The sequence below is a fragment of the Mycobacteriales bacterium genome (assembly GCA_030697205.1).
GTDB lineage: Bacteria > Actinomycetota > Actinomycetes > Mycobacteriales > SCTD01 > JAUYQP01.
The window spans coordinates 15585-42188 of record JAUYQP010000018.1; the positions used below are offsets into that span (position 1 = coordinate 15585).

At 68.7% G+C, this 26604-nt stretch carries 28 protein-coding genes and 2 tRNA genes; 9 read left to right on the forward strand and 21 right to left on the reverse strand.

Annotated features, from left to right (window positions below):
* Nucleotides 1–61: 61 nt before the first annotated feature.
* From Q8R60_06610 to Q8R60_06630, 5 genes are all read right to left on the reverse strand, one after another.
* Nucleotides 62–745 (reverse strand): hypothetical protein, encoded by a 684-nt coding sequence (locus tag Q8R60_06610; GenBank protein MDP3712139.1) that lies wholly within the window; start codon nucleotides 743–745, stop codon nucleotides 62–64.
* Nucleotides 742–1257, reverse strand: coding sequence for a hypothetical protein (locus Q8R60_06615; GenBank protein ID MDP3712140.1), 516 nt, complete (start codon nucleotides 1255–1257; stop codon nucleotides 742–744). Before Q8R60_06615 ends, Q8R60_06610 begins: the two co-directional genes overlap by 4 nt.
* Nucleotides 1258–1662: 405 nt before the next feature.
* Nucleotides 1663–2631 carry a selenide, water dikinase SelD gene (gene selD, locus Q8R60_06620; protein MDP3712141.1) on the reverse strand — a complete coding sequence of 323 codons (969 nt, stop codon included), beginning with the start codon at nucleotides 2629–2631 and terminating at the stop codon, nucleotides 1663–1665.
* Nucleotides 2628–3122: a hypothetical protein gene (locus Q8R60_06625; protein MDP3712142.1), complete on the reverse strand. Its 495-nt coding sequence runs from the start codon at nucleotides 3120–3122 to the stop codon at nucleotides 2628–2630. The genes selD and Q8R60_06625 overlap by 4 nt, the downstream gene beginning before the upstream one ends.
* Nucleotides 3115–3438 carry a helix-turn-helix transcriptional regulator gene (locus Q8R60_06630; GenBank protein MDP3712143.1) on the reverse strand — a complete coding sequence of 108 codons (324 nt, stop codon included), beginning with the start codon at nucleotides 3436–3438 and terminating at the stop codon, nucleotides 3115–3117. The genes Q8R60_06625 and Q8R60_06630 overlap by 8 nt, the downstream gene beginning before the upstream one ends.
* 36 nt (nucleotides 3439–3474) lie before the next feature.
* Between Q8R60_06630 and Q8R60_06635 the strand changes: the two genes are divergently transcribed.
* Nucleotides 3475–3570, forward strand: a tRNA-Sec gene (locus Q8R60_06635).
* A 66-nt stretch (nucleotides 3571–3636) separates the two neighbouring features.
* On the opposite strand, the gene Q8R60_06640 is transcribed toward Q8R60_06635, so the two are convergent.
* Together Q8R60_06640 and Q8R60_06645 are read right to left on the reverse strand one after the other, a co-directional pair.
* Nucleotides 3637–4920 carry a citrate synthase gene (locus tag Q8R60_06640; GenBank protein MDP3712144.1) on the reverse strand — a complete coding sequence of 428 codons (1284 nt, stop codon included), beginning with the start codon at nucleotides 4918–4920 and terminating at the stop codon, nucleotides 3637–3639.
* A gap of 88 nt (nucleotides 4921–5008) precedes the next feature.
* The gene (locus Q8R60_06645) at nucleotides 5009–5923 is read right to left on the reverse strand and encodes a CocE/NonD family hydrolase C-terminal non-catalytic domain-containing protein (GenBank protein ID MDP3712145.1); all 915 of its coding nucleotides are present in this window, start codon (nucleotides 5921–5923) and stop codon (nucleotides 5009–5011) included.
* A 586-nt stretch (nucleotides 5924–6509) separates the two neighbouring features.
* Between Q8R60_06645 and Q8R60_06650 the strand changes: the two genes are divergently transcribed.
* The 3 genes from Q8R60_06650 to Q8R60_06660 are packed head-to-tail and all read left to right on the forward strand — an operon-like array spanning nucleotide 6510 to nucleotide 9188.
* Nucleotides 6510–7937: a DHA2 family efflux MFS transporter permease subunit gene (locus Q8R60_06650; GenBank protein MDP3712146.1), complete on the forward strand. Its 1428-nt coding sequence runs from the start codon at nucleotides 6510–6512 to the stop codon at nucleotides 7935–7937.
* A gap of 4 nt (nucleotides 7938–7941) precedes the next feature.
* Nucleotides 7942–8349: an acyl-CoA thioesterase gene (locus Q8R60_06655; GenBank protein ID MDP3712147.1), complete on the forward strand. Its 408-nt coding sequence runs from the start codon at nucleotides 7942–7944 to the stop codon at nucleotides 8347–8349.
* 29 nt (nucleotides 8350–8378) lie between these two features.
* Nucleotides 8379–9188 carry a mycofactocin-coupled SDR family oxidoreductase gene (locus Q8R60_06660; protein ID MDP3712148.1) on the forward strand — a complete coding sequence of 270 codons (810 nt, stop codon included), beginning with the start codon at nucleotides 8379–8381 and terminating at the stop codon, nucleotides 9186–9188.
* Nucleotides 9189–9524: 336 nt separating this feature from the next.
* Here the strand turns inward: Q8R60_06660 and Q8R60_06665 are convergent, their stop codons facing one another.
* The 5 genes from Q8R60_06665 to Q8R60_06685 all read right to left on the reverse strand — a co-directional run bounded on the left by Q8R60_06665 (nucleotide 9525) and on the right by Q8R60_06685 (nucleotide 12452).
* The gene (locus Q8R60_06665) at nucleotides 9525–10067 is read right to left on the reverse strand and encodes a GAF domain-containing protein (protein ID MDP3712149.1); all 543 of its coding nucleotides are present in this window, start codon (nucleotides 10065–10067) and stop codon (nucleotides 9525–9527) included.
* 175 nt (nucleotides 10068–10242) lie between these two features.
* The gene (locus Q8R60_06670; protein MDP3712150.1) at nucleotides 10243–10458 is read right to left on the reverse strand and encodes a hypothetical protein; all 216 of its coding nucleotides are present in this window, start codon (nucleotides 10456–10458) and stop codon (nucleotides 10243–10245) included.
* Nucleotides 10459–10711: 253 nt separating this feature from the next.
* Nucleotides 10712–10798: transfer RNA gene (locus Q8R60_06675), tRNA-Ser, on the reverse strand.
* 49 nt (nucleotides 10799–10847) lie between these two features.
* Nucleotides 10848–12041, reverse strand: coding sequence for a site-specific integrase (locus tag Q8R60_06680; GenBank protein MDP3712151.1), 1194 nt, complete (start codon nucleotides 12039–12041; stop codon nucleotides 10848–10850).
* Nucleotides 12042–12086: 45 nt separating this feature from the next.
* Nucleotides 12087–12452: a helix-turn-helix domain-containing protein gene (locus Q8R60_06685; protein MDP3712152.1), complete on the reverse strand. Its 366-nt coding sequence runs from the start codon at nucleotides 12450–12452 to the stop codon at nucleotides 12087–12089.
* Between the two features lie 106 nt (nucleotides 12453–12558).
* Here Q8R60_06685 and Q8R60_06690 point away from each other — a divergent pair, with 106 nt between their 5' ends.
* The gene (locus tag Q8R60_06690) at nucleotides 12559–12708 is read left to right on the forward strand and encodes a hypothetical protein (GenBank protein ID MDP3712153.1); all 150 of its coding nucleotides are present in this window, start codon (nucleotides 12559–12561) and stop codon (nucleotides 12706–12708) included.
* 3 nt (nucleotides 12709–12711) lie between these two features.
* On the opposite strand, the gene Q8R60_06695 is transcribed toward Q8R60_06690, so the two are convergent.
* The 8 genes from Q8R60_06695 to Q8R60_06730 form a co-directional block, all read right to left on the reverse strand.
* Nucleotides 12712–15810: a DEAD/DEAH box helicase family protein gene (locus Q8R60_06695; GenBank protein MDP3712154.1), complete on the reverse strand. Its 3099-nt coding sequence runs from the start codon at nucleotides 15808–15810 to the stop codon at nucleotides 12712–12714.
* Nucleotides 15810–17126: a restriction endonuclease subunit S gene (locus Q8R60_06700; protein MDP3712155.1), complete on the reverse strand. Its 1317-nt coding sequence runs from the start codon at nucleotides 17124–17126 to the stop codon at nucleotides 15810–15812. Before Q8R60_06700 ends, Q8R60_06695 begins: the two co-directional genes overlap by 1 nt.
* On the reverse strand, nucleotides 17123–19141 hold the full coding sequence (locus Q8R60_06705) for a class I SAM-dependent DNA methyltransferase (GenBank protein ID MDP3712156.1): 2019 nt from the start codon (nucleotides 19139–19141) through the stop codon (nucleotides 17123–17125). Before Q8R60_06705 ends, Q8R60_06700 begins: the two co-directional genes overlap by 4 nt.
* Nucleotides 19142–19694: 553 nt before the next feature.
* The gene (locus Q8R60_06710; protein MDP3712157.1) at nucleotides 19695–20546 is read right to left on the reverse strand and encodes a site-specific integrase; all 852 of its coding nucleotides are present in this window, start codon (nucleotides 20544–20546) and stop codon (nucleotides 19695–19697) included.
* Between the two features lie 202 nt (nucleotides 20547–20748).
* Nucleotides 20749–21372: a hypothetical protein gene (locus tag Q8R60_06715; protein MDP3712158.1), complete on the reverse strand. Its 624-nt coding sequence runs from the start codon at nucleotides 21370–21372 to the stop codon at nucleotides 20749–20751.
* Nucleotides 21373–21516: 144 nt separating this feature from the next.
* Nucleotides 21517–22041 carry a hypothetical protein gene (locus Q8R60_06720; GenBank protein ID MDP3712159.1) on the reverse strand — a complete coding sequence of 175 codons (525 nt, stop codon included), beginning with the start codon at nucleotides 22039–22041 and terminating at the stop codon, nucleotides 21517–21519.
* A gap of 44 nt (nucleotides 22042–22085) precedes the next feature.
* Nucleotides 22086–22634 (reverse strand): ASCH domain-containing protein, encoded by a 549-nt coding sequence (locus tag Q8R60_06725; GenBank protein MDP3712160.1) that lies wholly within the window; start codon nucleotides 22632–22634, stop codon nucleotides 22086–22088.
* The gene (locus Q8R60_06730; GenBank protein ID MDP3712161.1) at nucleotides 22607–24103 is read right to left on the reverse strand and encodes a hypothetical protein; all 1497 of its coding nucleotides are present in this window, start codon (nucleotides 24101–24103) and stop codon (nucleotides 22607–22609) included. Before Q8R60_06730 ends, Q8R60_06725 begins: the two co-directional genes overlap by 28 nt.
* A gap of 435 nt (nucleotides 24104–24538) precedes the next feature.
* Here Q8R60_06730 and Q8R60_06735 point away from each other — a divergent pair, with 435 nt between their 5' ends.
* The 4 genes from Q8R60_06735 to Q8R60_06750 all read left to right on the forward strand — a co-directional run bounded on the left by Q8R60_06735 (nucleotide 24539) and on the right by Q8R60_06750 (nucleotide 26323).
* On the forward strand, nucleotides 24539–25183 hold the full coding sequence (locus tag Q8R60_06735; GenBank protein ID MDP3712162.1) for a hypothetical protein: 645 nt from the start codon (nucleotides 24539–24541) through the stop codon (nucleotides 25181–25183).
* The gene (locus tag Q8R60_06740) at nucleotides 25180–25446 is read left to right on the forward strand and encodes a hypothetical protein (protein ID MDP3712163.1); all 267 of its coding nucleotides are present in this window, start codon (nucleotides 25180–25182) and stop codon (nucleotides 25444–25446) included. The genes Q8R60_06735 and Q8R60_06740 overlap by 4 nt, the downstream gene beginning before the upstream one ends.
* 353 nt (nucleotides 25447–25799) lie before the next feature.
* The gene (locus tag Q8R60_06745; GenBank protein MDP3712164.1) at nucleotides 25800–26015 is read left to right on the forward strand and encodes a hypothetical protein; all 216 of its coding nucleotides are present in this window, start codon (nucleotides 25800–25802) and stop codon (nucleotides 26013–26015) included.
* 74 nt (nucleotides 26016–26089) lie between these two features.
* Nucleotides 26090–26323, forward strand: a complete 234-nt coding sequence (locus Q8R60_06750) for a hypothetical protein (GenBank protein ID MDP3712165.1) — start codon at nucleotides 26090–26092, stop codon at nucleotides 26321–26323.
* A gap of 82 nt (nucleotides 26324–26405) precedes the next feature.
* Here Q8R60_06750 and Q8R60_06755 read toward each other — a convergent pair whose 3' ends face one another.
* The gene (locus tag Q8R60_06755) at nucleotides 26406–26540 is read right to left on the reverse strand and encodes a hypothetical protein (GenBank protein ID MDP3712166.1); all 135 of its coding nucleotides are present in this window, start codon (nucleotides 26538–26540) and stop codon (nucleotides 26406–26408) included.
* Nucleotides 26541–26604 lie beyond the last annotated feature (64 nt).

The following is a 26604-nucleotide window of genomic DNA, read 5'->3' on the forward strand; positions in this document are numbered from 1 at the left end:
CTCCAGGTGCTGCGCAGGGCCGCGGCGACGCCGAGGCCGAGTCCGACGTAGAGCAGGGCGCTCACGGGCGCAGGCTCGGGTGGTCGGGGCCGATGCCGGCGGCGAGCAGGACCTGCTCGTCGCGGGCGTCGCGGTGCCTGCCGCCGCCGGGGCGGTCGGCGAGCGCCTGCGCCATGAGGTCGACGACGGCCGGCCAGGTCGCGGCCGAGCCCTCCCCGACGATGCGGCCGGTGCGGTCGACGTAGGCGAAGTAGGGCGAGCCGGGGACCTCGAAGCCGTCCCACGTCTCGCTGCTGACGACGACGGGCACGTCGGCCGGGGCGCGTTCGCGCAGCGCCGACGGCGACTCCTCGTCGAGGTCGCGGGTGACCACGACCAGGCGGGCCCCGCCAGGGACCGTCACCGGTCGGTTGAACGCGTCCCAGAAGGCCTGGCAGGTCGTGCACCCGCTCGACAGGAACGCGATGAGGGTCTCGGTGCCGAGCAGGTTGAGCGCGACCGTCTCGTCGTCGAGGGTGGTGCCCGTGACGGCCGCGGGCGTGGGGCCGGTGCGGGCCGCGCTCGCCCGGGCGCTCGCGATGCCGTCGGTCGTCACCGGCACGCCGCCACCGGAGCGGTCGAGCTCGAGGCCCGCCCCGAGCTCGTGGAGGCTCTTGAGGATCTCGGCGTGGCTGCGCAGCAGTCCGGCGACGAGCACGCCGAGCAGGACGACGGCGGCCGACAGGGCGACGACAGCGGCCGTCATCGGGTGCGCACCAGCGGCAGCACGGCCAGGACGAGGTACGCCGTGACGGCCAGCGCGGCCGTCGAGCTGACGAGCGCGACGGACAGCGCCTGCTGCGCCCCCGCCGCCAGCGCGGCCGACAGCGCGAGCGCACCGGTCACCGCGGCGTGGGTGCGGGTCGGTGGGGTGTCGGCCTTGCCGAAGCAGCCGCAGCTCGCGAGGACCCCGCCCTTGGCGAGCGCCAGCAGCACGAACGCGGTGAAGCCGGCATAGGACAGCGCGACCCCCGCGGCCACGGCGGCGCCGAGGGTGCCGGCTGTCGCAGTCGTGCCGGTGGCGGTCGTCACCGTGATCAGGGCGGCGATCCCGAGGGCGGTCTCGGCGGCGGCGGCGAGGCGAACGGCGCTACCCGGGACGGGGGCCCCGACGCTCTTCAGGGCGCGGACGAGGGGCTTCGGGTCGAGGACCTTCTGGGCGCCCGCGAGCACCAGCAGCAGGGCCGCGGCGAGGTAGGGGCCGACCAGGACGTCCACCTCGTCGACGCTACCTCGCGCGCCTGTCCCCAGCAGCCTGACCCGCCCGCCACACCTGCCCACCGGCGCCCTGTGCCGCACGACTCGCCCTCAGCCTGCGGCGCGCCCCACCGCACGCCACACCTGCCCACCGGCCGCCTTGCTGCACTGCACGCCATCAGCGTGCAGTGAGCACGCACGCGCGCCGCTTGCCGAGGGTGTGCAGTGCACGCAGGGGCCGTGCAGTGCAGCAAGGCGCGCGCGGCAAGCCCTCAGCGTGCACTGAACACGCATGCTCGCCGATGGCCGGGCGTGTGCAGTGCTCGCAAGGGCCGTGCAGTGCAGCAAGGCGCGCGGCAGGGCTGCGTCGACGTCAGCGGACCTCGGACGGCGCTCGGGTCAGCGGACCCTGGACGGGCAGTCGGGTCAGCGGACCTCGAGGACCGAGCCGCGGCGGGGGACGAGCTCGCCGATGACGGGGTGACCGGGCAGCTCACCGACGACGAGCAGACCGCCCGAGGTCTGGGCGTCGGCCAGCAGGAGGAGCTCGTCCTCGTCGTACGACGTGGTGAGCTCGGACCGCACCCAGTCGAGGTTGCGGCGCGAGCCGCCCGGGACGAATCCGGCGGCGAAGGACGCGCGCGCGCCGTCGAGGTAGGGCACGGCGGCGGCGTCGACCACGGCCGTGACGCCGCTCGCGCGGGCGAGTTTGAAGAGGTGGCCGAGCAGCCCGAAGCCGGTCACGTCGGTTGCCGCCCGGACGCCCGCGAGCAGCGCGGCCGCGGACGCGTCCCGGTTGAGCGCGGCCATCGACTCCACCGCGTGGGCGAAGACCTCGCCGGTCTGCTTGTGGCGGTTGTTGAGCACGCCGACGCCGAGCGGCTTGGTGAGCGTGAGCGGCAGGCCCGGGGCACCGGCGTCGTTGCGCAGCAGCCGGTCCGGGTGGGCGGTGCCGGTGACGGCCATGCCGTAGACGGGCTCGGGGCCGTCGATGGTGTGACCGCCGGCGACAGCGCAGCCGGCGAGGCGCGCGACGTCGAGGCCCCCGCGCAGGACCTCGCCGAGGACCTCCATCGGCAGGTCCGCCCGCGGCCAGGCCACGAGGTTCACCGCGACGAGCGGTCGGCCGCCCATCGCGTAGACGTCGGACAGGGCGTTGGCTGCGGCGATGCGGCCCCAGTCGTAGGGGTCGTCGAGCACCGGTGTGAAGAAGTCGGCGGTGCTGACCACGGCGGTGGTCGCGTCGAGCCGGACCACCGCCGCGTCGTCACCGTCGTCGAGCCCGACCAGTACGTCACCGCCGGCGAGGTCGAGGCCCCGGACCAGTGACTCGAGCTCACCGGGCGGCACCTTGCAGGCACAGCCGCCCCCTGCGGCGTACTGCGTGAGCCTCATGGGTTGCGCCGCTGCTCGTCGAGCAGCTTGCGCAGGACAGGAAGGGCGCGGTGGTCCTTGTCGCGGTTGGCGGCGTCCTTGCTCCGGATGATGTCCGCGAGGGAGGCCAGGAGCACGGGGCTGCCACCGAGAACGATGGTGATCGCATCCTGTCGGAGGTCCTCGAAGCCGTCGGTCCCGCTGGGGCGGAAGCTGATGTCGAGGTCACCGTGCTTGGTGCTGAGGTTCCAGAACACCGAGCCAGCGAGGCTGGTGGCGTCATGGGCGAAGGGCAGCGACTCGTCGTCGCCGTTGCGGATCCTCGCCTCGAGCGAACGCAGGCAGGCCGACAGCCGAGTGAGGTTGTCGTGATCGGGGTCCGGCACGACGTCGACGTCACGGGTGAGCAGCGGGGACCCGTGCACGACTGCGGCAAACCCGCCGATGAGGATGAAGGCCACGTCGTGCTCGGTGAGGGACCGCAGAATCGCCGGTCCGTCGAAGTCAGGCACCGATCGTCTCCCGGTAGGCCGCACGCAGCTGCTCGGCGAAGGCCAGTCCCGCGGAGTTCTGCGCGACGCGCTCGTCCGGCGTGAGCTGGAGCAAGTCGCGAGCCTGCGCCCAGTCGCTGGAGTCATGAGCTTCGAGGTGGACGAGCAGGTCGAGGTCGCAGGCGCGGATCAGCTCGACGACCCGGTCGAAGCTCGGCTGCGAGCGCCCAGCCTCGATCCGGGCGATCGCGGGCTGGGTGCTGCCGACCCGGCCGGCCAGCTCGGCCTGCGTGAGGCCGGCGCGCTTGCGGGCTTCGCGGACCAGCTCGGGACCCATACGACCAGCATACCGCTTCTGGTATACGGTGGCCGCGGAGGCGTAAGGGTGCCTGGTGGCCCTCCCGGTCTTCAACACCGGTGTGGTCGAGGACCTCGGCCAGGCGGGTTCGATTCCCGTCCGCCTCCGCCAGCAGGTGCGACCGCCGTGGGCGGCGACACCCTCAGGCAACCCGACCGCTCCTCAGCAGCCGGGTGGTCAGCGGGCGGACACCGGCTGGTAGTCGCGGGCGGCCGGGCCTGTGTAGAGCTGCCGCGGGCGGCCGATCTTGGTTGCCGGGTCCTCGATCATCTCGCGCCACTGGGCGATCCAGCCGGGCAGGCGGCCGAGCGCGAACAGCACCGTGAACATCTCGGTCGGGAAGCCAAGCGCCTTGTAGATGACGCCGGTGTAGAAGTCGACGTTGGGGTAGAGCTTGCGCGCCACGAAGTACTCGTCGGCGAGCGCCACCTCCTCGAGCTCCATCGCGAGGTCGAGGAGCGGGTCCGCGACGTCGAGCGAGGCGAGCACGTCCTTGGCGACCTTCTTGACGATCGCCGCGCGCGGGTCCCAGTTCTTGTAGACCCGGTGGCCGAAGCCCATCAGCTTGACGCCGGGCTCCTTGGCCTTGACCCGCTCGACGAAGTGCGCGATGTCGCCGCCGTCGGTCTGGATCTGCTCGAGCATCTCGAGCACCGACTGGTTGGCGCCGCCGTGCAGCGGGCCGAACAGCGCGGACACCCCTGCGCTGATCGAGACGAAGAGGTTGGCGTTGGACGAGCCGACCATGCGCACCGTCGACGTCGAGCAGTTCTGCTCGTGGTCGGCGTGCAGCAGGAACAGCATGTTGAGGGCCTTGGAGGCCACGGGGTTGACGACGTACTCCTCGGCGGGGACCCCGAACGTCATCCGCAGGAAGTTGTCGACGTAGCCGAGGTTGTTGTCGGGGTAGAGGAACGGCTGGCCGACGGACTTCTTGTGGGCGTAGGCCGCGATCGTCGGCATCTTCGCGAGCAGGCGGATCGTCGAGCTCTCGACGTGCTCGGGGTCGAAGGGGTCGAGGCTGTCCTGGTAGAAGGTCGACAGCGCGCTCACCGCGGACGACAGCACCGCCATCGGGTGCGCGTCGGTCGGGAAACCGCCGAAGAACTCTCGGAAGTCCTCGTGCAGCATCGTGTGGCGACGGATCTTGGCCTTGAAGCCGACCAGCTCGGCCTGGCTCGGCAGCTCGCCGTAGATGAGCAGCCACGCGACCTCGAGGAAGGTCGCCTGCTCGGCGAGCTGCTCGATCGGGTAGCCGCGGTAGCGCAGGATGCCCGCGTCACCGTCGATGAAGGTGATCGCGCTCGAGCACGACGCGGTGTTGACGAAGCCCGGGTCGAGCGTGACGTGGCCGGTCGACGCCAGCAGCTTGCTGATGTCGACGCCGGACGGCGCCTCGGTCCCCTCGACGATGTTGAGCGGGAGCGTCCCGCCGGGGGTCTGCAGCTCGTAGTCCGACACGCGTTCCTCCTCGACAGGGCGGGTCTCGCCCACCCCCATCCTGCCAGCGCCCGCGCCCGGCCGCGCAGGGGTCACCGTTGCCGCGGGGTCAGGCTCGGCGGCGACGCAGCGCGACAGCGGTCCCGAGCAGGAGTACGCCGAGGAAGGCCGGCAGCGCACCGAGCCCGGTCGACGGCAGCGCGCCCGGGGAGGCCGCGGCCGCCGGCGGGGCGGCAGGCACGGGCGGAGCGGCGGGGACCGGCGCGGCGAGCTGGGCGCGCTCCACCGGGAGCCGGAGCAGGTTGGGCGCCTCGGTCGAATCGGTGATCGTGACCGGCCCTCCGACGCCGAGCCCCTTGTAGGTGGCGTCGTTGGCGGCGAGCACGACGCGCAGGCTGTGCCCGGTGTCGAAGCGGTGCACGATGCCGGGCAGCGTGACGTCGACCGGCTTGGTCACGTCCGGGACCCGCACCGCACTGACCTGGTCGCGCACCAGCGTGGCCGTGCCGTCGGGGCCCACGTCGTAGAGCCGGGCGAACAGCATCAGCTTGCCCTGCGGCTGCACTGACTGGACCGCGGCGACCTGGGGCGCGCTGAAGTGCAGGGTGAGCTCGGGGACGCCGGCGACGTCGACGGGCGCGGTGAGCGGCGCGCTCGTCCACGCCGCGGTGGTGCCGGGCGCGTCGACCGGGCCGGCGACGCCGGAGGTGACGAGGTGTCGCGCAGGTCGGCCGTGCCGGGCTCGAGCGTGCCGGTGTCGAGCTCGCCCGCGACCGGGGTGCCGGCGGTGTGGCCCCAGGACTGCCAGAGCATCCGGACCTCGTTGCCCTGCGCCGTCAGCTGGTCGTAGGTCGCGACCGCCTCGTGGATGTTGAACAGCGAGTCGGCCTGCCCCTGCGACAGCAGCACCGGGATCTTGACCTTGTCGATGTAGTACCCGGTCGAGACCTGCTTGATGTGGTCGATCGTCGACTGCGACGGAGAGCCGAGCGTGGCCTGCTCGACGTAGGCCTGGCAGACCCACGGCGTGTAGCCGCCGCAGTAGGTCGGGTCCTCGAGCGGCGGCGTGCTGCCGAGGACGGGGGCCGCGACGCCGAGGCCGAAGAACAGCGAATGCCAGCCGAGCTTCCACACCCCGGGCGTGTCACCGATGACCGGGGGGCCCGGACAGCGCGTTGTTGGGCGAGGGAGTAGCCGAGGTCGTTCCAGGTGTAGACCGGCGCGATGGCGTCGAGGCACGGCTCGACCGAGGCGACCGCGAACTGGATCTGCCCGCCGTTGGTCGACAGCACCGCGCGTGGAGCGGGGCTGGCCGGGGTGACCCCGGCAGGGACGCGCAGGTCGCCGACGACGGTGCAGGTGAGCTCGTCGGCAGGGCTGGTCGTGACCTGGAACTCCAGCGCGATGGTCTCGAAGGCCAGCGGTGCCGCGGAGGCGGGAGCGGCCTGGCCCGGCACCACGAGGGCCGCGGCGGCGAGCAGGAGGGGGAGGGCGAGGGGCAGGCGCACGAGGGGCTCCGCTGCTGGGGGGATGTGTTGCAGGAGTGCTTCGACGAGATGAGCCCCGTGACTCCCTGTTGACACCTACTAGAACGCGTTACAGTTTTGCGCATGGCCCGCGACGTCGACCCCTTCATCTGGCGCGTCGGAGTCGTCACTGTCCTCGGCTCGGTCATGTCGGTGCTCGACACGACGATCGTCAACGTCGCGCTGGAGCCGCTCGCCGGCGAGCTCGACGCGACCAAGAGCGGCATCTCCTGGGTCGTCACGGCCTACCTGCTCGCCATCGCCGCGGTCACCCCCGTGACCGGCTGGGCCGCCCGCCGGCTCGGGACCCGCAGGCTCTACCTCGCCTCGCTCGTGCTCTTCTCCGCCGGGTCGCTGCTGTGCGGGCTCGCCTGGTCGCTGGAGTCGCTCGTCGTCGCACGCGTCCTGCAGGGCCTCGGCGGGGGGCTGCTGCTGCCCGTCGGCCAGATGATCGTCGTGCGCGCCGCGGGCCGCGAGCACCTCGGCCGGGTGATGGGCGTGCTCGCCGTCCCGACCGTGCTCGCCCCCGTCTTCGGCCCGACGCTCGGCGGGCTGCTGCTCGAGACCGTGAGCTGGCGGGCGATCTTCCTCATCAACCTGCCGATCGGCGCCGCCGCGATCGTCGCGGCGCTGCGGATCCTGCCGCGCGATGCCGCCGCCACCCCCGGTTCGGCTGGGTACCGGCTCGACGTCGTCGGCCTGCTGCTCGCACCGACCGGATTGGCGCTCGTCACCTTCGGGCTCTCGGAATCCGCCGCCGATCCGGCGCTGCTCCGGCCCGCTGTCGTGGGCCCGGTGGTCGTCGGGCTGCTGCTCGTCGCGGCCTTCACGAGGCACGCCCTGCACGCGGAGCACCCGCTGCTCGAGCTGCGGCTGTTCTCCGACGGCGTCTACTCCGCGGCCGCGCTGGCCGGGCTGGTCGGCAGCATGGTCAGCCTCGGCGGGCTCATCCTCATGCCGTTCTACTTCCAGGACATCCGCGGCGAGTCCGCGCTGGCGACCGGGATGCTCATGGCGCCCACCGCGGTCGGCGTCGTCCTCGTGCTCCGCCGCGCCGGGGTCTGGGCCGACCGCTGGGGTGGCGGCCACGTCGCCCTCGTCGGCACCGGCATCCTCGCCGTCGGCACCGTGCCCTTCCTGTGGCTGGACGCCTCCTCGTCCTACCCCCTGCTGCTCGCCGGGATGGTCGTGCGCGGCATCGGCGTCGGGCTCGCGGGGATGCCACTGACGCAGGCAGCGATGGTCGGCCTGCGTCCCGAGCGCATCCCGGACGCGAGCGCCCAGCTCAACGTCGTGCAGCGGGTCGGTGGGTCCCTGGGCACCGCGCTGTTCGTCGTCGTGCTGCAGCGCCGGCTGGCCGACGGCGAGGGCGCGCTGGCCTACGGCGACGCCTTCGCCTGGGTGCTTGCGACGACGGTGCTCTCCGCCGTCCCCGTCGCGGTCCTGGTGCGCCGCGAGCGGCAACGACGCCGGGCCCCCGTGCCGGTCGCCCCGACGAAGGCGGTTGTCTGAGGGGGTGTTCACCCACCACAGCACCGTCGGCCCGGACGACCTCGGCACCCTTGCCGCCGAGGTCGACCCCACCGCACCGGGCACCGGCCACCACCTCAACTTCGACCAGATCCTGCGCCGCTGCGGCCACGCCTGGATGGCGTTCCTCGCCGAGACCGGGGAGTTCGGGAGCGGCGTCATCTGCCCGCGGGTCGAGGTCGACTACCACCGCGAGATCGGCGTCGGCCCCTTCGCCGTCGACGTCACGGTCGTCTCCGTGGGGCGCACGTCGTTCCGGCTGCGGCTCGACGTGCGCGCCGACGGCGAGCTCGCTGCGTCGGCGCAGGCCGTCCTGGTCTGCTTCGACTACCCCACCCGCTCGCCGCTGCCACTGACCGCGGCCCAGCGGGCAAGCCTCGAGGTGCATCACTAGAACGCGTTACAGTTCCCGGCGTGACGACGATCCCGCAGCGCTACGTCGGAAAGACCGCCTTCATCACCGGAGCCGCCCGCGGCCAGGGCCGGGCCCACGCGGTGCGGCTCGCCCAGGAGGGCGCCGACGTCGCGGTCCTCGACGTCTGCCGGACCTTCGCGAGCACCGGCTACGACGGACCCACCGAGGCCGACCTCGCCGAGACCGTGGCCCTGGTCGAGGCCGAGGGCCGCAAGGCGGTGTCCTTCGTCGCCGACACCCGTGACTTCGACGCCGTGCAGGCCGCGGTCGACGAGACCGTCGCGACGCTCGGCGGTCTCGACGTCGTCATCGCCAACGCCGGCATCTGCGTCGGCTCCCGCTTCGTCGACATCAGCCTGGAGCAGTGGAAGGAGGTCGTCGGCGTCAACCTCGACGGCACGTTCCACACCCTCAAGGCGACGATCCCGGTGCTCATCGAGCAGGGCCGCGGCGGTGCGGTCGTCGTGGTGTCGAGCGTCGCGGGCCTGCGTGGACTGCCCTTCCTCGGTGACTACGTCGCGAGCAAGCACGCCATCACCGGTCTCGCCCGCACCGTCGCCAACGAGGTCGCCCAGCACCGCATCCGCGTCAACACGATCCACCCCGCGTCGGTCCCGACCGGCATGACGACCCCCGAGCTCTTCCCGCTCGTGATCGAGGACGCCCAGACCCTCGGGCCCATCTTCATGAACGCCCTGCCGGCGAGCTACACCAAGGCCGAGGACATCGCCGCCGCGGTGGCATGGCTGTGCTCCGACGAGGCCGCCAACGTCACCGGTGTCGCGCTGCCCCTCGACATGGGCACGCTGATCCGCTGATCCGCTGATCCGCTGATCCGCCGACGACGCAGCGCCGCGGCCCCGGGCAGCGTCACCGCAGCGAGCAGCGGGAGTACGACGGGAAGGCCGGTCGCCGGGAGCGCGGGCACGGGCGGCGCCACGACCGGCCCGCTCACGGGTGCCATCGTACCCCTCGGCCGGTGGGTGCGGAAGCTCACCACCTGCTGGAAGGTCGGCCGGTTCTGCCAGTCGATCGGGAGCACCCCGACCAGGCGTTGCTCATGCCGCCCTTGCGCAGGCCCAGGTCGAGCCGGCCGAAGGGCCCGTCGAGCACGCCGTAGTCGGCGCGGTCGGCATCCGTCGACGGGACCGGCGTCAGCGCGAAAGGCAGGCGTCGTTGGCCACCTCGACGGCCGCCGCGATCCGGTCGGCTGCCTGGCTGACCATCGTGGCGACTGTGCGCAGGGTCTGCATCCGGGCGTCGGACAGGGTGAGGACGCGGGTCGCGAAGAAGTCCATCGTCCCGACGACCTCGCCGCGCACGACGATGGGGAAGCAGACCCCAGACTTCACGCCGACGCGCTGCGCGACAGGGGCACGCACGCAGTCGGTCATCTCGCCGAGGTCGGCGACGAAGAAGACGTCACGCCGCTGCCAGGCCCGGCCCGACAGCCCGACGCCCTCCGTGAACGACGCCGCGAGCGTGACCGCCCGGAACTCCGCGCCGGCCGACCCGGACTCGACGACGAAGTGCAGCGCCCGGTCGCTCCCGCTGCCCTGCACCTGCCAGTACGAGCCGTACTCCCAGCCGAAGGCGTCGCGGACCACACCCAGCACGCGCGATGTGGCGTCCTCGACCGTCGAACAGCCCTCAAGGGCGGCCAGCACCTTCACGAGCGCGTCCGCGTCGGTCGCCACCTCGCTCTGGGCAACCTCGCTCTGGGCAACCTCGCCCGTGGCGTGCTCGTCCTGAACCCGCTGCCTGCGCGTGTCCGCTCCCCGTGGATCGCCCGACGGGTCCCTGTCGACCACCAGCGCAAGGGCGCGACCCACGCCATCCAAGATGACCCGAACGGCTACGCGCCGAGCGGACCTACGACTCGCCCGCGATCGGGTCCGACGGCCCTGTGACGGCAGGTTCTTCGCCGTCGTCACCGACGACGTCGGGGTGGTCTGCGGCCGGGAGGACGCTGTCTACGTCATCGGCCTCGAGCACGATCGGCCGGCCGGCGAAGCCGGACAGGACCGTCAAGGTGCCCTCGCCGAAGACCAGGTGCCCGAGGTGCACCTCGCCAGAGCTCGTCTCCACGACGAACACCTCTGTGCTGGCCAACTGCGTCACTCCTTGCCGTGCTCGTGGACTGTGCGTGGACCGGCTCAGCTGTGGCGAGCATGTTCCCACGCAATAGCGCGGGGTGCACGTCAATCGAGCAGGGTGATTCTCCAACAGCGTAGCGGTGCGGCCGGGGAGAATTCGGCGTACCGACGCGATACGACGGCGATGGCCTCGAGAGACTCGCAGCACCGTCGGGTCCGCGGCGGACCGTGCGACGCGGCATGAGCGGAGGGCGTGGGATTCGAACCCACGAAGAGCGTGAACCCTTAGCGGTTTTCAAGACCGCCGCCATCGACCACTAGGCGAGCCCTCCCGTGCTGGGCAGAGTAGACGAAAGCCCAGGTCAGGGCCGCTACGGCCCCTCAACCCACCTCATCGGTGATGTCCGCTTCGGGGCTGCCGCCAGCAACCCCGCCAGCAACGTCTGCCGCCCCCGCTGCGCTTAGCAGGGCTTCGAGACGGCTGGCTGCGTCCTGCTGATGCCTGCGGTCCACCCGCCGGTAGTAGGTGTTCGTCGTGCTGGTGCGGGTGTGCCCCATCGCCTCGCTGACCACCTTGTCGGACAGCCCCGTGTCCAGATGCAGGGTGGCGAAGGTGTGCCGCAGGTTCTTGAACGGGATGGTGTCCATCCCGAGGCCGCGCATGAACGAGCGGAAGCGGCGGCTGACCCGTGCCGGGTTGAGCGGCACGCCGCGCTCGTCGGTGAACACGAGGTCGGGGTCTGACCACTCGCCGCCTGCCGCCAAGCGCAGGGTGGCTTGGCGTCGGCGGTGGACCAGCAGCGCCTCACGGGCAGGAGCGATGACCTCCACGTCACGACGGGACTGCTCGGTCTTCGGAGCACCCACGCTCCGGCCCTTCTCCTCCCGCTGGACGGTCTGCCTGACGCGGGCCACCCCGCCGTTGTCGAGGTCGAGATCGCTCCATCGCAGGCCGAGCAGTTCGCCCTGCCGCACCCCGGTGGTGACGGCCAAGATGAACAGCGGCCCGAAGGGGTGGTCGCGGGCGGCATCGAGCAGCCGAGCGACCTCGCCAGGGGCGAGCACCTCGGGTGAGGTGTCGCGGATGTGGGGTGGCTGGGCCTTGCCCGCCACGTTGCGATCCACGCGGTCCCACGCCTCGGCGTCAGCCAGTGCCTTGTGCAGCACCCGGTGCAGGTGCAGGACGCTGCGCGGGGCCAGACCCTTGGTCAGGCAGGTGGCGTAGAGGCTGTCCAGGTGGATGGCCCCGAGCCGGACCAGGGGGACCGCCCCGATGACGGGGATGGCGTGGTTGTTGACGTACTCGCTGTAGCGCCGCCAGGTGCTGTAGCGCAGGAAGGGCTTGCGCTGGGTGAGCCAGAACGTGAGGAACTCCGCCGTCGTAGCGTCGGCCTGGCGTGGCAGCGTGCCGGTGTCTCGCAGCGCACGCAGGCGGCGAAGGGCGGCTTCGGCCTCGGTCTTGGTCTTGGCGCGCTGGGTGCGCCGCTTGCCGTCCACGGTGATTGCGGCCTCGTAGCCGTCACCTCGCTTGTAGACCGATCCGTCCCCGTTCACGTTCTTGCTACGCCGCGCCACGCCACGCACCTCCGACCCGAGGCTGGCACAAGGCTCCGACACTTCTCACGGCTGGAACCCCTGGCGCTGCATCTGCTTGGTGATGAACTGCTGTAGCGCGACGACCGGTACCCGCCGGGCTCGTCCGATGAGCACGAAGGCGAGGTCGCCCGCGCCCATCAGTTCGTACAAGGTGGTGCGTGAGATCCCGAGGGCTCCCGCCGCTTGTACTGGGGTAAGGAGAAGCCGCGCTCGTACGTCCTCCGGTGCTGCCTTGCTGGTGTCCGTTCTCAAGTCCGCTTCCCCTGTGCAGTGGGGCCGAGCGGTTCCCCGCCCGGCCTGTCGAAGTTGCTCGTCAGGCGGTGCACTTAGGGGTGGAGAGGGAGCCGTACCGTTCGTTCTCTGGGCGTCTGCGCTCGGAGAGTGCGTCATCATCGACGCTCGCCAGCGTTCGCGTCAAGGTGCCTGGAAGCGCTGGTGTTCATAGGATCTGGCGCCGAGATTCTGGAATCTCGGCAGCGCGACCTATCGTGCAGGGATGCCGATGTGCTGGGACTGCTCAGGCAGCCGGGCTGTGCCGGACCACTTCGCCGAGGACGGCTACGGCCCGTGCCCCACGTGCGTCATCGACGCAGGACAGACGTTCGTGGCGTTGGACGGAGTCCCGCTGCGCCTCGACCAGGACTGACGATCAGGCGCCCTCGGCCTGTTCCCGGATCTGGCGGAAGGTCTCGCCCCTGGCCCAGGTGGTGAATAGGCTAGCGAACTCCGGCTGGTCGAGGAAGCGGCGGAGCATCTCACCATTGGCGTCGTGACGGTCGATAACGAGGCCCTCGAAACGCTTGTCGAAGGTGTAGCCGAAGTTCTGCTCGGAGTTGGCGAGGGCGCTGGCGCGGATCTCGGGGTCCTCCATGGTGACGGTCAACTGCTGTTCGGCCCACAGGAGGTCGGCCTGGCCGAGGTTGGAGCCGAACTTGTCGTTGAGCGTCTCGATGATGGTGGACAGCGCTGCCTGCTTGGCGGCGTTCATGCCCCCCGATCCATCGCCGGAGAAGGCCATCGGGAGCACCTGCTCGCCATCTCCGGCTCCCAGACTGACGTCGAAGGTGCCGGTCGTCTCGGTGCGAAGGGCGGCGAGCACGACGTCGTCACCGAGATCGACGGCGCCGTCGTGCTCTCGTGGCAGGCGCGGGAGCAGGAAGCGTCCGTAGAGGTAGAGCGACTCCAACTGGGTGTCGGTGAAGGGCAGCACCTGGGCCAGGAAGGCGTACATCCGCACGTAGTCGCGAAGCGCGGCCCTGAACTCCTCGCGGTCGGCGGGGTCGAGGGCCTGGTAGCGGTCCCTGGCGGGCTCTGTGTGCCGGTAGAGGGCCGCGTGGGCCGATTCCTTGGTATGGGGGTCCAGCGCTAGGTAAGCGGTCACCAGGCCGGTCACGTCGGCGGTGTCGATGACCTGGTAGCCGTCGAGGCGGGCGCTGGCGTTGTAGAGCAGGTTGGGGTCGGTGGGCTCGGTGACGGTGGCGTCGTAGAAGGGCTTGAACGCCGCTTGGATGTCCTCCGCCGAGTTGACGAAGTCGAGTACGAACGTGTCTGTCTTCACGCCGGGGATGGTGCGGTTGAGCCGGGAGAGTGTCTGGACGGCCTTCACGCCCTCCAACTTCTTGTCCACGTACATCGTGTGCAGCAGCGGCTGGTCGAAGCCGGTCTGGAACTTCTCGGCCACGATGAGCACCTGGTACTCGTCGGTGGCGAACCTCTTCGCCGTCTCAGACTCGGGGAAGCCGTTGAGGAAGGACTCGGTGTAGGTGACCTCCTCACCCAAGTCGGGGTCAAGCACCGTGCCGGAGAAGGCGACGAGGGCCCGGCAGTCGGTGTAGCCCTTCTCCTCGATGTAGCCCGTGATGGCCTCGAAGTACTTGACGGCGTGTAGCCGGGAGCGGGTGACGACCATCGCCTTGCCCTTGCCGTTGATCTTCTTCGCGGTCACTCGACGGAAGTGCTCCACGATGACCTCGGCCTTCTGCGCCAGGTTCGTGGGATGTAGCGAGACGAACCGAGCCAGCGCGGCGGTGGCCTTGCGTTGATCGACTTCGGGGTCGTCGTTCGAGGCGTTCGCCAACTTGAAGTAGGTCGAGTAGGTGATGTAGTTCGACAGCACGTCGAGGATGAAGCCCTCCTCGATGGCCTGCCTCATCGAGTAGAGGTGGAAGGCACGGTGGAGCCCGTCGAGGTCGCTCTTGGTGCCGAACAACTCCAGCGTCTTGGCTTTCGGCGTTGCGGTGAAGGCGAAGAACGAGAGGTTGGGCTGCCTGCCGCGTGCTGCCACCGAGGCGGCGAGCACGTCTTGCGGGTCATCCCCAGCCTCGATCTTGGACTCCAACTTCTCGGCGGCGTTGAACACGGCCTCGACCCCGTTGTCACCCTGGCCGACCGCGACGACCTCGCGGGCTGCTTGCCCCAAGACGACCTTGAGCGCCTTGGCCGACTCGCCGGTCTGGGAGGAGTGGGCCTCATCCACGATGACGGCGAAGGTCCGCCCGGCGAGGGCTTTGGCTGCCTGGTCGAGAATGAAGGGGAACTTCTGCAAGGTGGTGATGATGACCTTGGCTGTCTCCCCGGACAGGGCCTCGGCCAACTGGGAGGAGGACTCGTCAATCTTCTTCACCACGCCGACCGTGTGGTCGAACTGGAAGATCGTGTCCTGCAACTGTCGGTCGAGCACCACGCGGTCGGTGATGACGATGACCTTGTCGAAGACCTTCGAGTTGGGGGTCAACCCTTCCTTCAACAGGGCCAGGTCGGCGGGCGTGTGCAGGCTGGACAGGCGATGCGCCAGCCAGGCGATGGTGTTGCTCTTGCCCGACCCTGCGGAGTGCTGGATCAGGTAGTTGGTTCCCGCCCCTTGAGTGGCGGCGTGACTGGTCAGGGTGTGGACGGCGTGCCACTGGTGGTAGCGAGGGAACACCGTGGGCTTGTTGGCAGTCTTCTTGCCCTTGCTCTCCACCTCGACGTGGACGTAGCGCGCCAGCAGATCGAGCCAGGCGTCGCGCTGCCAGACCTGCTCCCACAGGTACGCACTGGCGTAGCCAGACGGGTGCGAGGGGTTCCCCGCCCCACCGGACTGACCAGGCCCGCCCGACCCCTGGTTGAAGGGCAAGAAACGGGTGCTGCGGCCTTCCAGCCGGGTTGTCAGGTACACCTCGTCCGGGTCCACGGCGAAGTGGACGACGGCCCGCTTTGCGAACAGCATCTCCGTGGGTTTGCGGTCCTCTCGGTACTGCCTGACGGCGTGGTGGACGCCTTGGCCCGTGAGGGGGTTCTTCAACTCCGCCGTCGCCACCGGCAACCCGTTGACCGACAGCACCAGGTCCATGCTCTTGTCGGTGTCATCGGAGGAGAAGTGAACCTGCCGCGTGACCGTGCAGCGGTTGGCGTCATACAAGGTCAGTAGGTCCGGCGTGATCTCGTGCGCGGGGCGGAAGTAGGCGAGGCTGATCCTCACACCCAGGTCCACGACGCCTCGACGTAGGACATCGACAGTGCCGCGCTGGTCGATCTCCGCCGCCAGTCGCTCCGCGAACTTCCGCTGCGCAACGTCGGCACCACCGTGGAGGCCAAGCAGTCGCTCCCACTCCATCGGCTGCGTGGCCCCGATGAACGTGTACAACTCCGCCGTGTCCAGACCGAGCGCCGGTCGGTAGTTGTTCGCCACCCCCGAGTACCAGCCGCTGACGAGCAGGTGAGCCTCGATGGCCTCCTCGAACCGCAACTCTGTGTGGGAGCCAGCCATCAGGCAGCCCCTCGGATCGTGGGCACGTCAAGTTGCCCCGTAACGGCGGCGGTAATGACGGCCTGCCGTCGTTCAGCCAATAGCAGTCGCTGGCGGTCAATGCGGTCAAGGAGTACATCGAGCCGCTCGTTGTCTGCCCTGATCTCAGCGACGATGGCTCGCTGTTCCTCTCTGGTGGGCAGCGGGATACGGATGGTCTGGATGTCAGGCATGTAGATGGTCTTGTGGGTCGAGCCCATGGCCAGACGACCCAACAGGTCAGGACGCATGGCCCGCAGACACCACAGGAGGTAGTACGGGTCGAGCCGGGGACCGCAGGTCCATGTCGCGAAGTCTTGGCTAGTTGCCATGTCAGTTCCCATGACTGCGGAGTAGCCAGCCGATGCCGCAGTACGGCAAAGGACCACCGTTCCAGCCGGGTGCAGTTCGGCGGAACTGTTTGCCAGCCCGAGATCGCTGATCGACTCGCGAGTCTCAATGAGCACTTCACGTCGATCATCACGCACTTGCTGGACTTCGCCGGTCGTGATCCAGGGGATGTGGCAGTCCTTCCACCAGTCGGGTTGTGAGCGACTGGGCGTATGTCCGCTGCCTTGCCGTGCCACGAAGTTGACTTTCACGACAGGCCAGGTGGACGGCAACTCCGGGGCCCAGGCCAGCCTGGGCGCAGCCGACTTGGAGGCACTTGCTGCTCCGGTGACGTGCGCCCATACCTGGCCGAGCCGTCGCTCCTGGATCGCATCCGCCACTGCGTCCAGATGCCCAGAGAGGGAGTCAATCCAGGCCGTCTCTGCGCCCAGGAGTGCGGCGATGAGCAGTTGCTCTGGGACGGTGGGCAGTGGTGTCCGCAAGGCGCCGAGGTCTGGCATGTAGATGGTCTGGTGCGTAGTGCCCGCCGCCAGCCGCTTTAGATCGGGCTCCATCGCTCTGAGAACGTGCAACAGGAACTCCGGCACAATCTGCGGGCCACAGGTCCACACCGCGAAGTCCTGACTGGTAGCCATGTCCGCGCCCATGATCGCGGAGAAACCGACCGAGGCAGTGCGCGACAGGATGACCGATCCTGCGGGGTGCCTCACTGCGGAACTATTGGCAAGGCCCAGGGCGCTGATCTTCTCTGCCGTGTCCTGGATGACGTGTGTGCGCCCATCTCTCAACTGCCAGACATCGGCCAGGGTGATCCACGGAACGTCGCAGGCGACCCAGTATTCTGGCTTCTGCCTACTCGGTGTGTGGCCTGTGCCGAGTCGCGCAACGTACTTGATGGGCACGGTCGGCCATCGCGAGTCGCGCAGCCAAGGCACTGGCTCGATCACTCGGTCACCTCGCTCAGCAGGGATTGAATCTCTGCCTCCAACTGCTTGATGTCAGCGTCGATCTCAGCCAAGGGTCGGGGCGGCGAGTAGACGTAGAAGTAGCGAGTGAAGGGGATCTCGTATCCGACCTTGGTCTTGTCCTCATCCACCCAGGCGTCTGGGACATGCGCCAGAACCTCACGCCGCGTGTAGTCGCTGAGATCGTCCCCCAGCGGGACGTTCTCGTAGTCCCTCAGATCGGTGTCGGGAAGAGCCTGGCCCTTGCTGTCGGTCTGCAACTCCCCCTCCGGGTCGGGGACGGAGACGGCATCGCGGATCGCCTTGTCCACCTTGGCGTCGCGGGTGACCCCCGCGTTCACGAACGCCTGGTTGACGAGGGTGGTCATGTCCTTCGCGCTGGCGGTCGCGGTGCCCAGCAACGACCGCATCACCTCCATGACGGCTTGCTGCTGGCGTTCGGCCTCATGCAGGGCCGCTTTGGGGTCGCCCGCGCCCTTCGCGGGCACCCTGAGCGCCCGGTACGCCTTGGACTCGGTGAAGGCCGCGACGGTGCCGTCACTGACCTCGAACCGGAGTCGCAGAGGTCGTTCGACGGTGATGCGCTGGTAGCCGAAGTCGGTCGTGTTGAACACCTTCACCCGAGGGTGACCCTCGACGGCGAGGGTGAGGGCGTCGGAGTAGAGGTTGGTGATGGTGTCGATCTGGTCGGGGGTGACCTCGCGGCGCTTGTTGCCAAGGCTCTTACGCATCTTGACGTACATCTCGCGGGCGTCGATGAGCGCGACCTTGCCCTTGCGCTCGGTGCTCTTGCGGTTGGAGAGAACCCAGAAGTAGGTGGAGATGCCGGTGTTGTAGAACAACTGCTCGGGTAAGGCGACGATGCCTTCGAGCCAGTCGTTCTCCAAGATCCAGCGTCGGATCTCGCTCTCGCCGGACCCCGCTGCGCCGGTGAACAGTGGGCTGCCGTTGAAGACGATGGCGAGCCGGGAGCCACCCTGCTCGACCGGCTTCATCTTGGAGATCATGTGCTGCAAGAACAGGAACGAGCCGTCGTTGATGCGCGGCAATCCAGCACCGAAGCGGCCCTTGAAACCGAGCGTCTGGTGCTCAGCCTCGACCTCCTCCTTGACCTTCTTCCATTCCACACCGAACGGTGGGTTGGCGAGCATGTAGTCGAACTTCTCGTCCGGCAGCCCGTCCGTGGAGAAGGAGTTGCCGAGCACGATGTGCGTCGGGTCGTGGCCGGTGAGCAGCATGTCCGACCGGCAGATGGCCCATGTCTCGGGATTGAGTTCCTGGCCGAAGACTTCGAGGTTGGACTGCGGGTTGAGGTCGCGCATGTAGGACTCAGCCACCGTGAGCATCCCGCCGGTCCCACACGCCGGGTCGTAGAGCGTCCTCACCGAGCCGGGCTTCCGCAGCACGTCGTCGTCCTCGTGCAGCAGCAGGTTCACCATGAGGCGGATGACCTCGCGGGGCGTGAAGTGCTCTCCCGCAGTCTCGTTGCTGGCCTCGGAGAACCTCCTGATGAGTTCTTCGAAGATGTAACCCATTGCGACGTTGGACACCGTGTCCAGCGAGACATCAAGGTCCGCAAACTTCGCCACCACCGGGTAGAGCAGACGGGCCTCGTTGAGGCGCTTGATGTGCTCCTCGAAGCCGTACTTCACGAGCACGTCGGCTGCGCCGGGCGAGAACCCTGCGATGTAGGTGCGGAGGTTCGCAGCGATGTGCTCGGGGTCGTCGAGGAGGCGCCGGAAGTCCAGCGGGCTGGTGTTGTAGAACGGCACGCCTGCGACTCGCTCCAAGACCTTCGCCCGGTTGTGCAGCCCCTGCCGGTCAAGTTCCGCGTCCTTCGCCAGCACCGCAGCCTTGGTCGGGGCGAGCGTGGCGTCGAGGCGCCTGAGCACGGTGAGCGGCAAGATCACGCGCCCGTACTCGTGGGCCTTGTAGTCCCCCCGCAGCAAGTCAGCCACGGACCAGATGAAGCCAACCTTGTCCGAGAAGCCCTCCATGCTTCGGACGCTACCGATGCAGAGGGCTCGTCGGCGCGACTGCTGCCCCTACGGCTCTGGTGGCGTCGCATCCGACACGGTGCCGCTCACCTCCTCAGCCAGGCAGCAGATCTTCCTGAGGAATCACCCGTGTGACGAACTGACCGTCCTCTTCACGTGCGACCAAGCCCTCCCAACCACCACCTGGTCGCTCTTGCCATCGAAGGAGAAACCCGGCGAGCCACTTCCCGTCTACCCGCACCCGACAGGGCTTGGGCTGCGTGCTCGTTGAGGCGGACTCGTAGTCAGGGAAGCAGATGAGACAGGCTGCGCGGCCCTCTGACATCGCCGCGTGCGGCGATGAGGAGCGCGGTGCGTGGACTGTCAGGCCGCTGGCTGCTGCGTATGCCTGGCCCTCGATCAGGCCAGCGCACTTGGTGTTGCGGTGGAAGACGGAGCCGCCCGCTGTCGTGATGACCTGCCGAGGCAGTCCGGTCGGGGCAGTCTTGCAGTCAACGCACTGCCCAAGCAGAAGATCATGCTTGCAACGCGGCTCCGACACGGGCCGAGTATGTCAACGGCGTCGAGCGGGATCGTGCTCGGCAGTGAGCCGGGCGACGGCTTCGACGCCGGGTCGGGCGTACCGCTGCAAGGTCCGCAGGTTGACGTGGCGACTCTTCGCCATGAGCAACACCAACGGCACGCCATCCTCGGACAGGTGGGTGATGGCGCTGTGCCGCAGTTGGTGGAGGGTGGACCCGCCGCTGGCACTGGTGAAGATCTCGGCGGCGCGCCGGTAGGAGAGCCGAGTATGTCCGGTGCCGGGGTCGAGGTCAGTCATGGCAACCGTCCGGCTGGGTGCGGGCGGGCGCGTGGTGAGGAAGAGAGGACCTCGGGTCCGTCCGGCGACCACCTTCGGAAGCAGCCGAGCGGTGCCGCTGGCGAAGTGCAGCACGTCGGTGTCGCCGCCCTTGCTGACGATGACGGCGCGACGGGCAGCGAGGTCCACGTCCTCGACGTTGAGTTGGAGCACTTCGTTGGCGCGGGCGGCGCTCTCGTACAGGAGCCGCCAGAGGCAGCGGTCGCGCACAGCGATGTCGCGGTTGCTCAGCAGCCGGTCCAGGGTGTCGCGGTCCAGGGCCCTGCTGTGGTCCTCGGGGGCGCGGCGGCGTTCGAGGGCACGGGTGAGGTCGTCGCGCTCTGTGAGCCACTCGTGCCGAGCGGCGAAGGCCGAGAAGGAGCGCAGCGTGGCTACGTGCCGGTTCCATGAGTTGGCGGAGGCGTCCGGGTAGGCAGCGTGCAGAGCCTGGGCCAGGTCGCGGGTGCCGATGTCGGCCAACCGGACGTTCTCGGGGAGGTGCGTCGCGACGGCGGCGAGGGTGAGCCGGTAGATCCGGCGGGAGCCAGGGGCGAGGTTGCGCCGCAGGAAGGCCTCCGTGGCCTGGTCCCACGTCGCGCTGGCGGTCGGGCTGGGGACAGCAGCAAGGGCCTTCGGCAGGGGTGGCTCCGTGAGGTCGCGGTAAACGTGTCGTTCCTGTGTTCAGGCTCGACCTGCGCCTACGCGGCGCTACGGAGAGTTAATGCCCGTCTTCCGCAGTAAACAAACTATTTACTGCGGAATGTGTGCTTCATCGGCTCGGTGGCGGCGCGTCGTCCTCGGTCGGATCTTCGCCAACGACCTCGGCCACGGGCGGTCCGGCGATCTCAAGTAAGCGGTCCGCGACTTGATCTGCCACCGTGGGACCCTCAATCCCAAGCCGCTGATCACGCTCGTCCCAGGGTTGGTCGGGTCCTTCGCCCGGAGATAGTCGACCTCCGAACTCTGGTGTGGCTTTGTGACGGCGCTCAACGATGTCCCGGATCTTGTCCTCGTCTTCCAGCCGCTCTCGCACAGCACGGGTTCGGAGGGCTGCACGTCGCTCGTTACGGCTGGCCCAGTTGTCTCCGACCTCAAGCGAGTCGCGGACAATGGACGGGAGCGCCTTGACAACTCCGAAGGTGGCTGCGGAAAGCCCCCCGGCCAACCCCAGGAGGATGGTCAACTCAGACCCATACGAGATCTGCCCGACCGTCAACTCGTCCTCAGGTATGAGGCGGGATCGTCGTCGGGGTCGCCATTGGCTTGGGAGCGCCGCCTTCTCGTAGCCGGGCAGCACGGCAAGCGCGGTGAGTTCGTAGAGATCGTTCAGGTCCGTGATGACGCCTGCTACCTCAAGAGCAGTGAGTTGGTCGCGTGCTTCGGGGAAGCGCACCCGCAGTCCTGGTTGGCGATCTCGCAGCATGTTCCGACCCGATCCCGTAGAGGTGGCTGGAACGCTATGAGCCGGAGGCCAGCGTTGGTAGCAACGACACCCCGGAACTGAGGTTGAACTGGCCCGCCAAGTGCGCGAAGCACCTCAGTGGCGTGGGGCTGGAAGTCGATGCCACACCGCACGCCAAGCAGCGGCACCGTCCTGATCGAGGGCCGGGGCTCGGATGACGCCTGTATGTCCGAGCGCAGGGGCGGCGAGGTCGCGCAGGGCGTCGTGGTAGGCACGCTGGCGCTGTCGTCCACCCTCACCGAAGCACTTTGCGTCCTTGGTGGCGCGGTAGCGGTCGGCTCTGGCCGAGGTCTGCGTGCAGAGGCCGATGTACTGCTCGCGGTCGAAGCCGAGCACCACGTTGTCTGGGTACATCGACAGCGTGATGAGCCGATGACTGGTGAAGTGCTGGAACTCGTCCACCTCGACCAGCGTGCTGGTGGGCTCGTGGAAGTAGTCGTTGGGCAGCGCAGTGGTGCGGGCCTGGGCCAGCAGGCTCTCGTCGCCGCCCAGCGCGAGGAAGATCCGCCTGAGGGTGTCTATGGTGTTGGCAGCCGACTCGGGGAGGCCGAGGTGGCCGCGCTGGTTGAGCCAGTCGTGGCGACGCTGGTCGAGCACCACGCCGTCATGGAGCGCAGCCGCTTGGAACGCTGTCTGGCAGTCGCCTACCGGCACGGCACTGGATCACCGTCTTCCCTCGGCTCGCTCGCCAGGGCCGGTAGTGCTGCTCGAACCCGAGCGAGCAGCCCACGACCAAGCCGTTCCGGCAGAGTGCGCCGAGGGTCTGGCTCCAACAGCGGGCCGATCCTAGCGAGGGCGTCGTCCCGCAGGTATTGGTAGGACTGTGGTGCGCGCAGGCCAGGGCTGAGTTCATCCAGCGTGAGGGGCTGAGCCCAAGACCGTGGGCGTCGCACCTTGATCGCGTAGGCGCTGTCAGTCCCGGTGAAGTAGTCCTCGTAGTTTTCGAGCCCGATGCCGCCAACCCGTCCATACGTGGTCCACAGGGCGGCGGGGAGGGCGCTTTCTACGCCAGCCACCTCGAAGGTGCCGACGACCCGCTGAACAGGCGACGTCGCGTAGATGACGACGTGCGACACGTCGGATGCCAGCGAGGTGCGTCGGAACTCGACCTCCTTCGATCCGTCCAGGATGGCGGTGGCGTACTCGGGTTTGATCGAGAAGAGGGCTACGCGGCCAGTCGCTGTGTCAGCCATGCCGTCCCTTCGGGTCGCGTCTTCTGGATCGTCTGGGGCCAGGCCCGCGCTGCTCCTGCGGCTTTGAGGTCCTCCAGCGTGAGGGGGTCGGCACGGAGAACCTTGGCTTGACGGAAGAGAACCACGAGCACCTCCTTGTGCTTCACCTGGGCCTGGATCTGGGCGTAGGTGTAGACCGTGCGGCGCCCGACGAGGGCAGCGATCTCGTCAGCGTTGCTGGAGGCGTGAATGGACTCGCAGACGCCGACCACAAAGACGGCCTTCTCGTCGCCACTGCGGTAGAAGAGCAGCGGGTCCCCTGGTCGGAGTTTCCTGGTGTTGGCGTGACAGATGTAGGCCTTCCGCAGTGCGTTGCCGAAGGGGTGTGTCGTGACCCCGGCACTCAGGGGGAACAGCGCGGAGTCGAGGTGGGCGGGCTCTGCGTCTGGGAACAGCAGCCGGTGCCAGCGAGGCTCGATGGGCACGATGTGCGGAGTCGTGCCACTGACCTTGAGTGCGGGAGGCCCAAAGACAACATGGAAGTCCAGGGCGTCGATTTCGCTCATCTCGGTGACCGAGGGATTGAGCCGCTTGTGGAGTACCAGTTCTCCCAGTGGAGAGCGCCTGTCGATCCTCGCGAACCCGAACGCTGCCAGAACATCGAGCAACTCGGAGTGCTTCTCGAAGACCGTGACGTACACCCCGGCAGGCCCGGACGTAGCGCACTGGTCGAACACTGCCTTGAGCAACAGTTCGCCGTACTTGTTGCCGCTGAACTCGTGGCTGACCTTGAAAGTGCTGATCTTGAGGAGTGGGCCGGGGATGCCGTACTCGCCGTGCGGTTCGTCCTTGAGGAGACACACGGCGGCGAGATGACTGGTGTCCTCGCCAACGACGAGGGCGTCGCGCTGCTCCCTGCGGGCCCCCGCCAGCCACTTGTCGAAGCCGTCGTAGTCGCCCCGGAGCGTGTTCCAGATCGGGTCGCCGAGGTCGAGTTCATGAGCCTTGCGGCGCTGGACCGAGGGAGGCGGCTTCGGCAGCCGGACGAACAACCCCTCGATGGTGGCGATGGCGTCAGCGAGGCGAAGGACCCGGTCGTCGATCCCAAGGCGGCGGGCCTTCTTGTGGATGCCGTCGTCTTGGGTGACGAGGAAGGCAACGGCGTCCGCCAGGACGGCGGCGAGCAGGTCTTGATCGACGGCCTCGTTGCTGCCGGGCTCGGGGTTGCCCAACAGGGCGACCTGGTGCGGCGTCCGTGCAGGAGGCCCATCGAGCATCGAGTACCGCTCGAACGACCGCTTGCGCAGGTCGCTTCGCGCCGCATCTGGGTCACGGTCACAGTCCGTCAGCGACGACGGGTGGAGCAGCAGGCGATGGCCACCCTCAGCCGCCAACTTCTGGAAGCGCAGGGCAAGGTCGTAGTCGTCCTCAACGTCCTTAGACAGTGGGTCGCTCTTGATCGCGACGTTGGTGTCCATGAGGAAGAGCACACGTCAAAGCGTGCCTTAACGGCGCGGGCAAGACGTTCCGGCGCGCCGTCAGTTCAACACGGAGGCAGCAACTCGGCGGGCTGGACGCCGAGTCCCTGCGCGATGAGCACGATCCGATCCAGGGTAGGTGCGACTTCCCCACGTTCGATGGCGCCCACGTAGCGGCGCCCCATGCCGAGTTGATTGGCCAGGTCTTCCTGGGAGACGCCGACCGCCTCGCGCTTCGCCCGCACAGCGGCGCCGAATCTCAGCCGGTAGTCGGTGTTCGGGGGCCTCGACTGACGACCCTGGGGCGGCACGCGACGAGCCTTTAGGTTCGCGCCTTCTCAAGCCACGCCATATATGGCCCGATAGTGGCTTGAGGTGCCTTCACACGGGGCACATCACGGGGCTGGCCGATCTCTCGGCCAAGGGCGATCCAGGGGGTACGCACGGGTGACCGGCTGGCTTCGCACACTCGACGGCGAAGACGTCTTCACAAGCGACGGCGAGTGGTACTGGTTCCAGTCCCACCAAGGCTGGTTCCACTGCCCTGGCCTCACCCTCGCGCCGCCCAGCCCGCCGATGGACGTGCGGATGCGCGAGGAGGCGCGGCGACTGAGCACCGGCTGGCCGTCGCTGCGCAGCGCGCTGCTGCCGCGCAAGGGCGAGCACATCAGCGGCAAGGCCTGGGGCGCGTTCGCCTGGCTCTGCCGAGCCTTCCTGGTCTACGCCTGGGGCTGGGTGATCCTGCTTCACCTGCACGAGATCATCCCGGCAGGGGTTCGGTTCTTCTACGGCTTCTACAAGGGCGGCTCGCACCCCGGCGACTGGTGGACCCAGCAGCCCGACGACCCGAAGATCGCCGCGCTCGCGACGGCCTGCTTCATCGGCTCGCTCTTCGTCACCTACATCCTCTACATGCTGCGAGCCTGGGAGGTCGACGAGCACAAGGGCAACGCGATGGCTGCGGCAGCCGTGGCCTACAGCGCTTACCGGGGCCACCAACGCAACGAGCACACTCGGGATCGGCAGTTCGCCCAGGACATGGCTTCGGAACTCGACCGGCGGCACCACGGCGGTTACGGCGGGCTGCGATGAGCATCAAGAACCTGCCCGACGACTTGCCTGTGCCGCCGGGCATGCGCTTCGTCGAGAGTCGGGACGACCGGACTACATCGCGTACCCGCTGGGACCTGGTTCCGTCCGACGCCCCCAACCCGCTCCCCGAGGTGAACACACCCGAGCAGTTGGCCCACGTCCGTGCCCTCTCGAAGCGGCTCATGGCGAACCACGGCCCTGACGCCCGAAACGAAGCCGGGCATCGCGACCCAACCACCAGCCAGCAGGAGGAGCGGCCATGACGCAGGTATGTGTCCTCGGGCACCCGATGTCCGAGGGTCAGGTCCGGTGCCAGGCCTGTGGCTTCGGCGCCGTGCCGACAGCGGCGCCGACTGAGGCCGCTCAGGTCCCCCCTGTTTCGCAGATGCCGTCCCCGCAAGTCGAAGCCCCCGCGATCAACGCCTCCGAGGCCCCGACGTCTGCGTGGCCTTCCACGCCACCCAGCGCGCCACCCGGCCCACCGCCCGGCTGGTACGTCCGTGACGGGGCGCCTGCGTACTGGGACGGCTTGCGTTGGAGCACGCCGGTACAGCCTCCAGCCTCGCCTTCGTGGCCTCTCCATCCACCAGTCTCGCCAGCGCAAGGCGCACCCTCCGTGGGGCCGACTGTCGGAGCCAGGCTGGCTGCCACCTCCACCCGGACACGTGTCCTGGCGGGCACCGGCCTGGTCCTTGCTGCACTGGTCGTGATCGGCGGAGGCGGCGCGGAGGAGTCTCCAAGCAGCCCAGACGGCGACACAGGGTTCTACGAGCCCGACTACTACAGCGAGACGAACGACCTCATCGAGAACCACGGCATCAAGCCCCGGTGAGAGGCACGCAAGCACCAGCCGGTACGGATGTTCGGGATGCCACTCAGGGGCAGTGGGAGGCCATCGCTGATGGCGTGGCGTGGCTCGTGGACGCACGGGCGACCTTGCGCGTTCATGACGATGGCGACGCGACCGTAGCCAGAGTGGCGAAGGAACTCGACGCCGAGCGAGTCCTGGTCGTCGAACGTGCCGTGGACGCGGAGCGGCCCCTGTCGGCGGTCCTGGAAGCGTTGGCCGTAGCCCGGCAGAAGAGCGAGACCGACATTCGCCGCTCCTCCATCATCCTGATCAAGGGAGCGCTCCGGTGAGTACCCAGACAGATCGAGACGTCGAAGTCGACCCTCAAGCCGGAGAGCCGAGGTTCGCTCACATCGTCCCCCCTGGCCCCGACTACGACGGCGCCACGTTGATCACGAGAGCCCGCGTCACGGGCGGGACCGTCACCGCCAACTGCGGCTGGACCTTCACGCCGAGCAACGACCCGAGGCGGTTCCAGACGTGCGAGACCTGTGAGCGCATGTTCACGATGGCCACCGGCGGTGCGACCGGAGGGTGGATCGACGCTTGACCTCGACTACCCCCGAGCCCG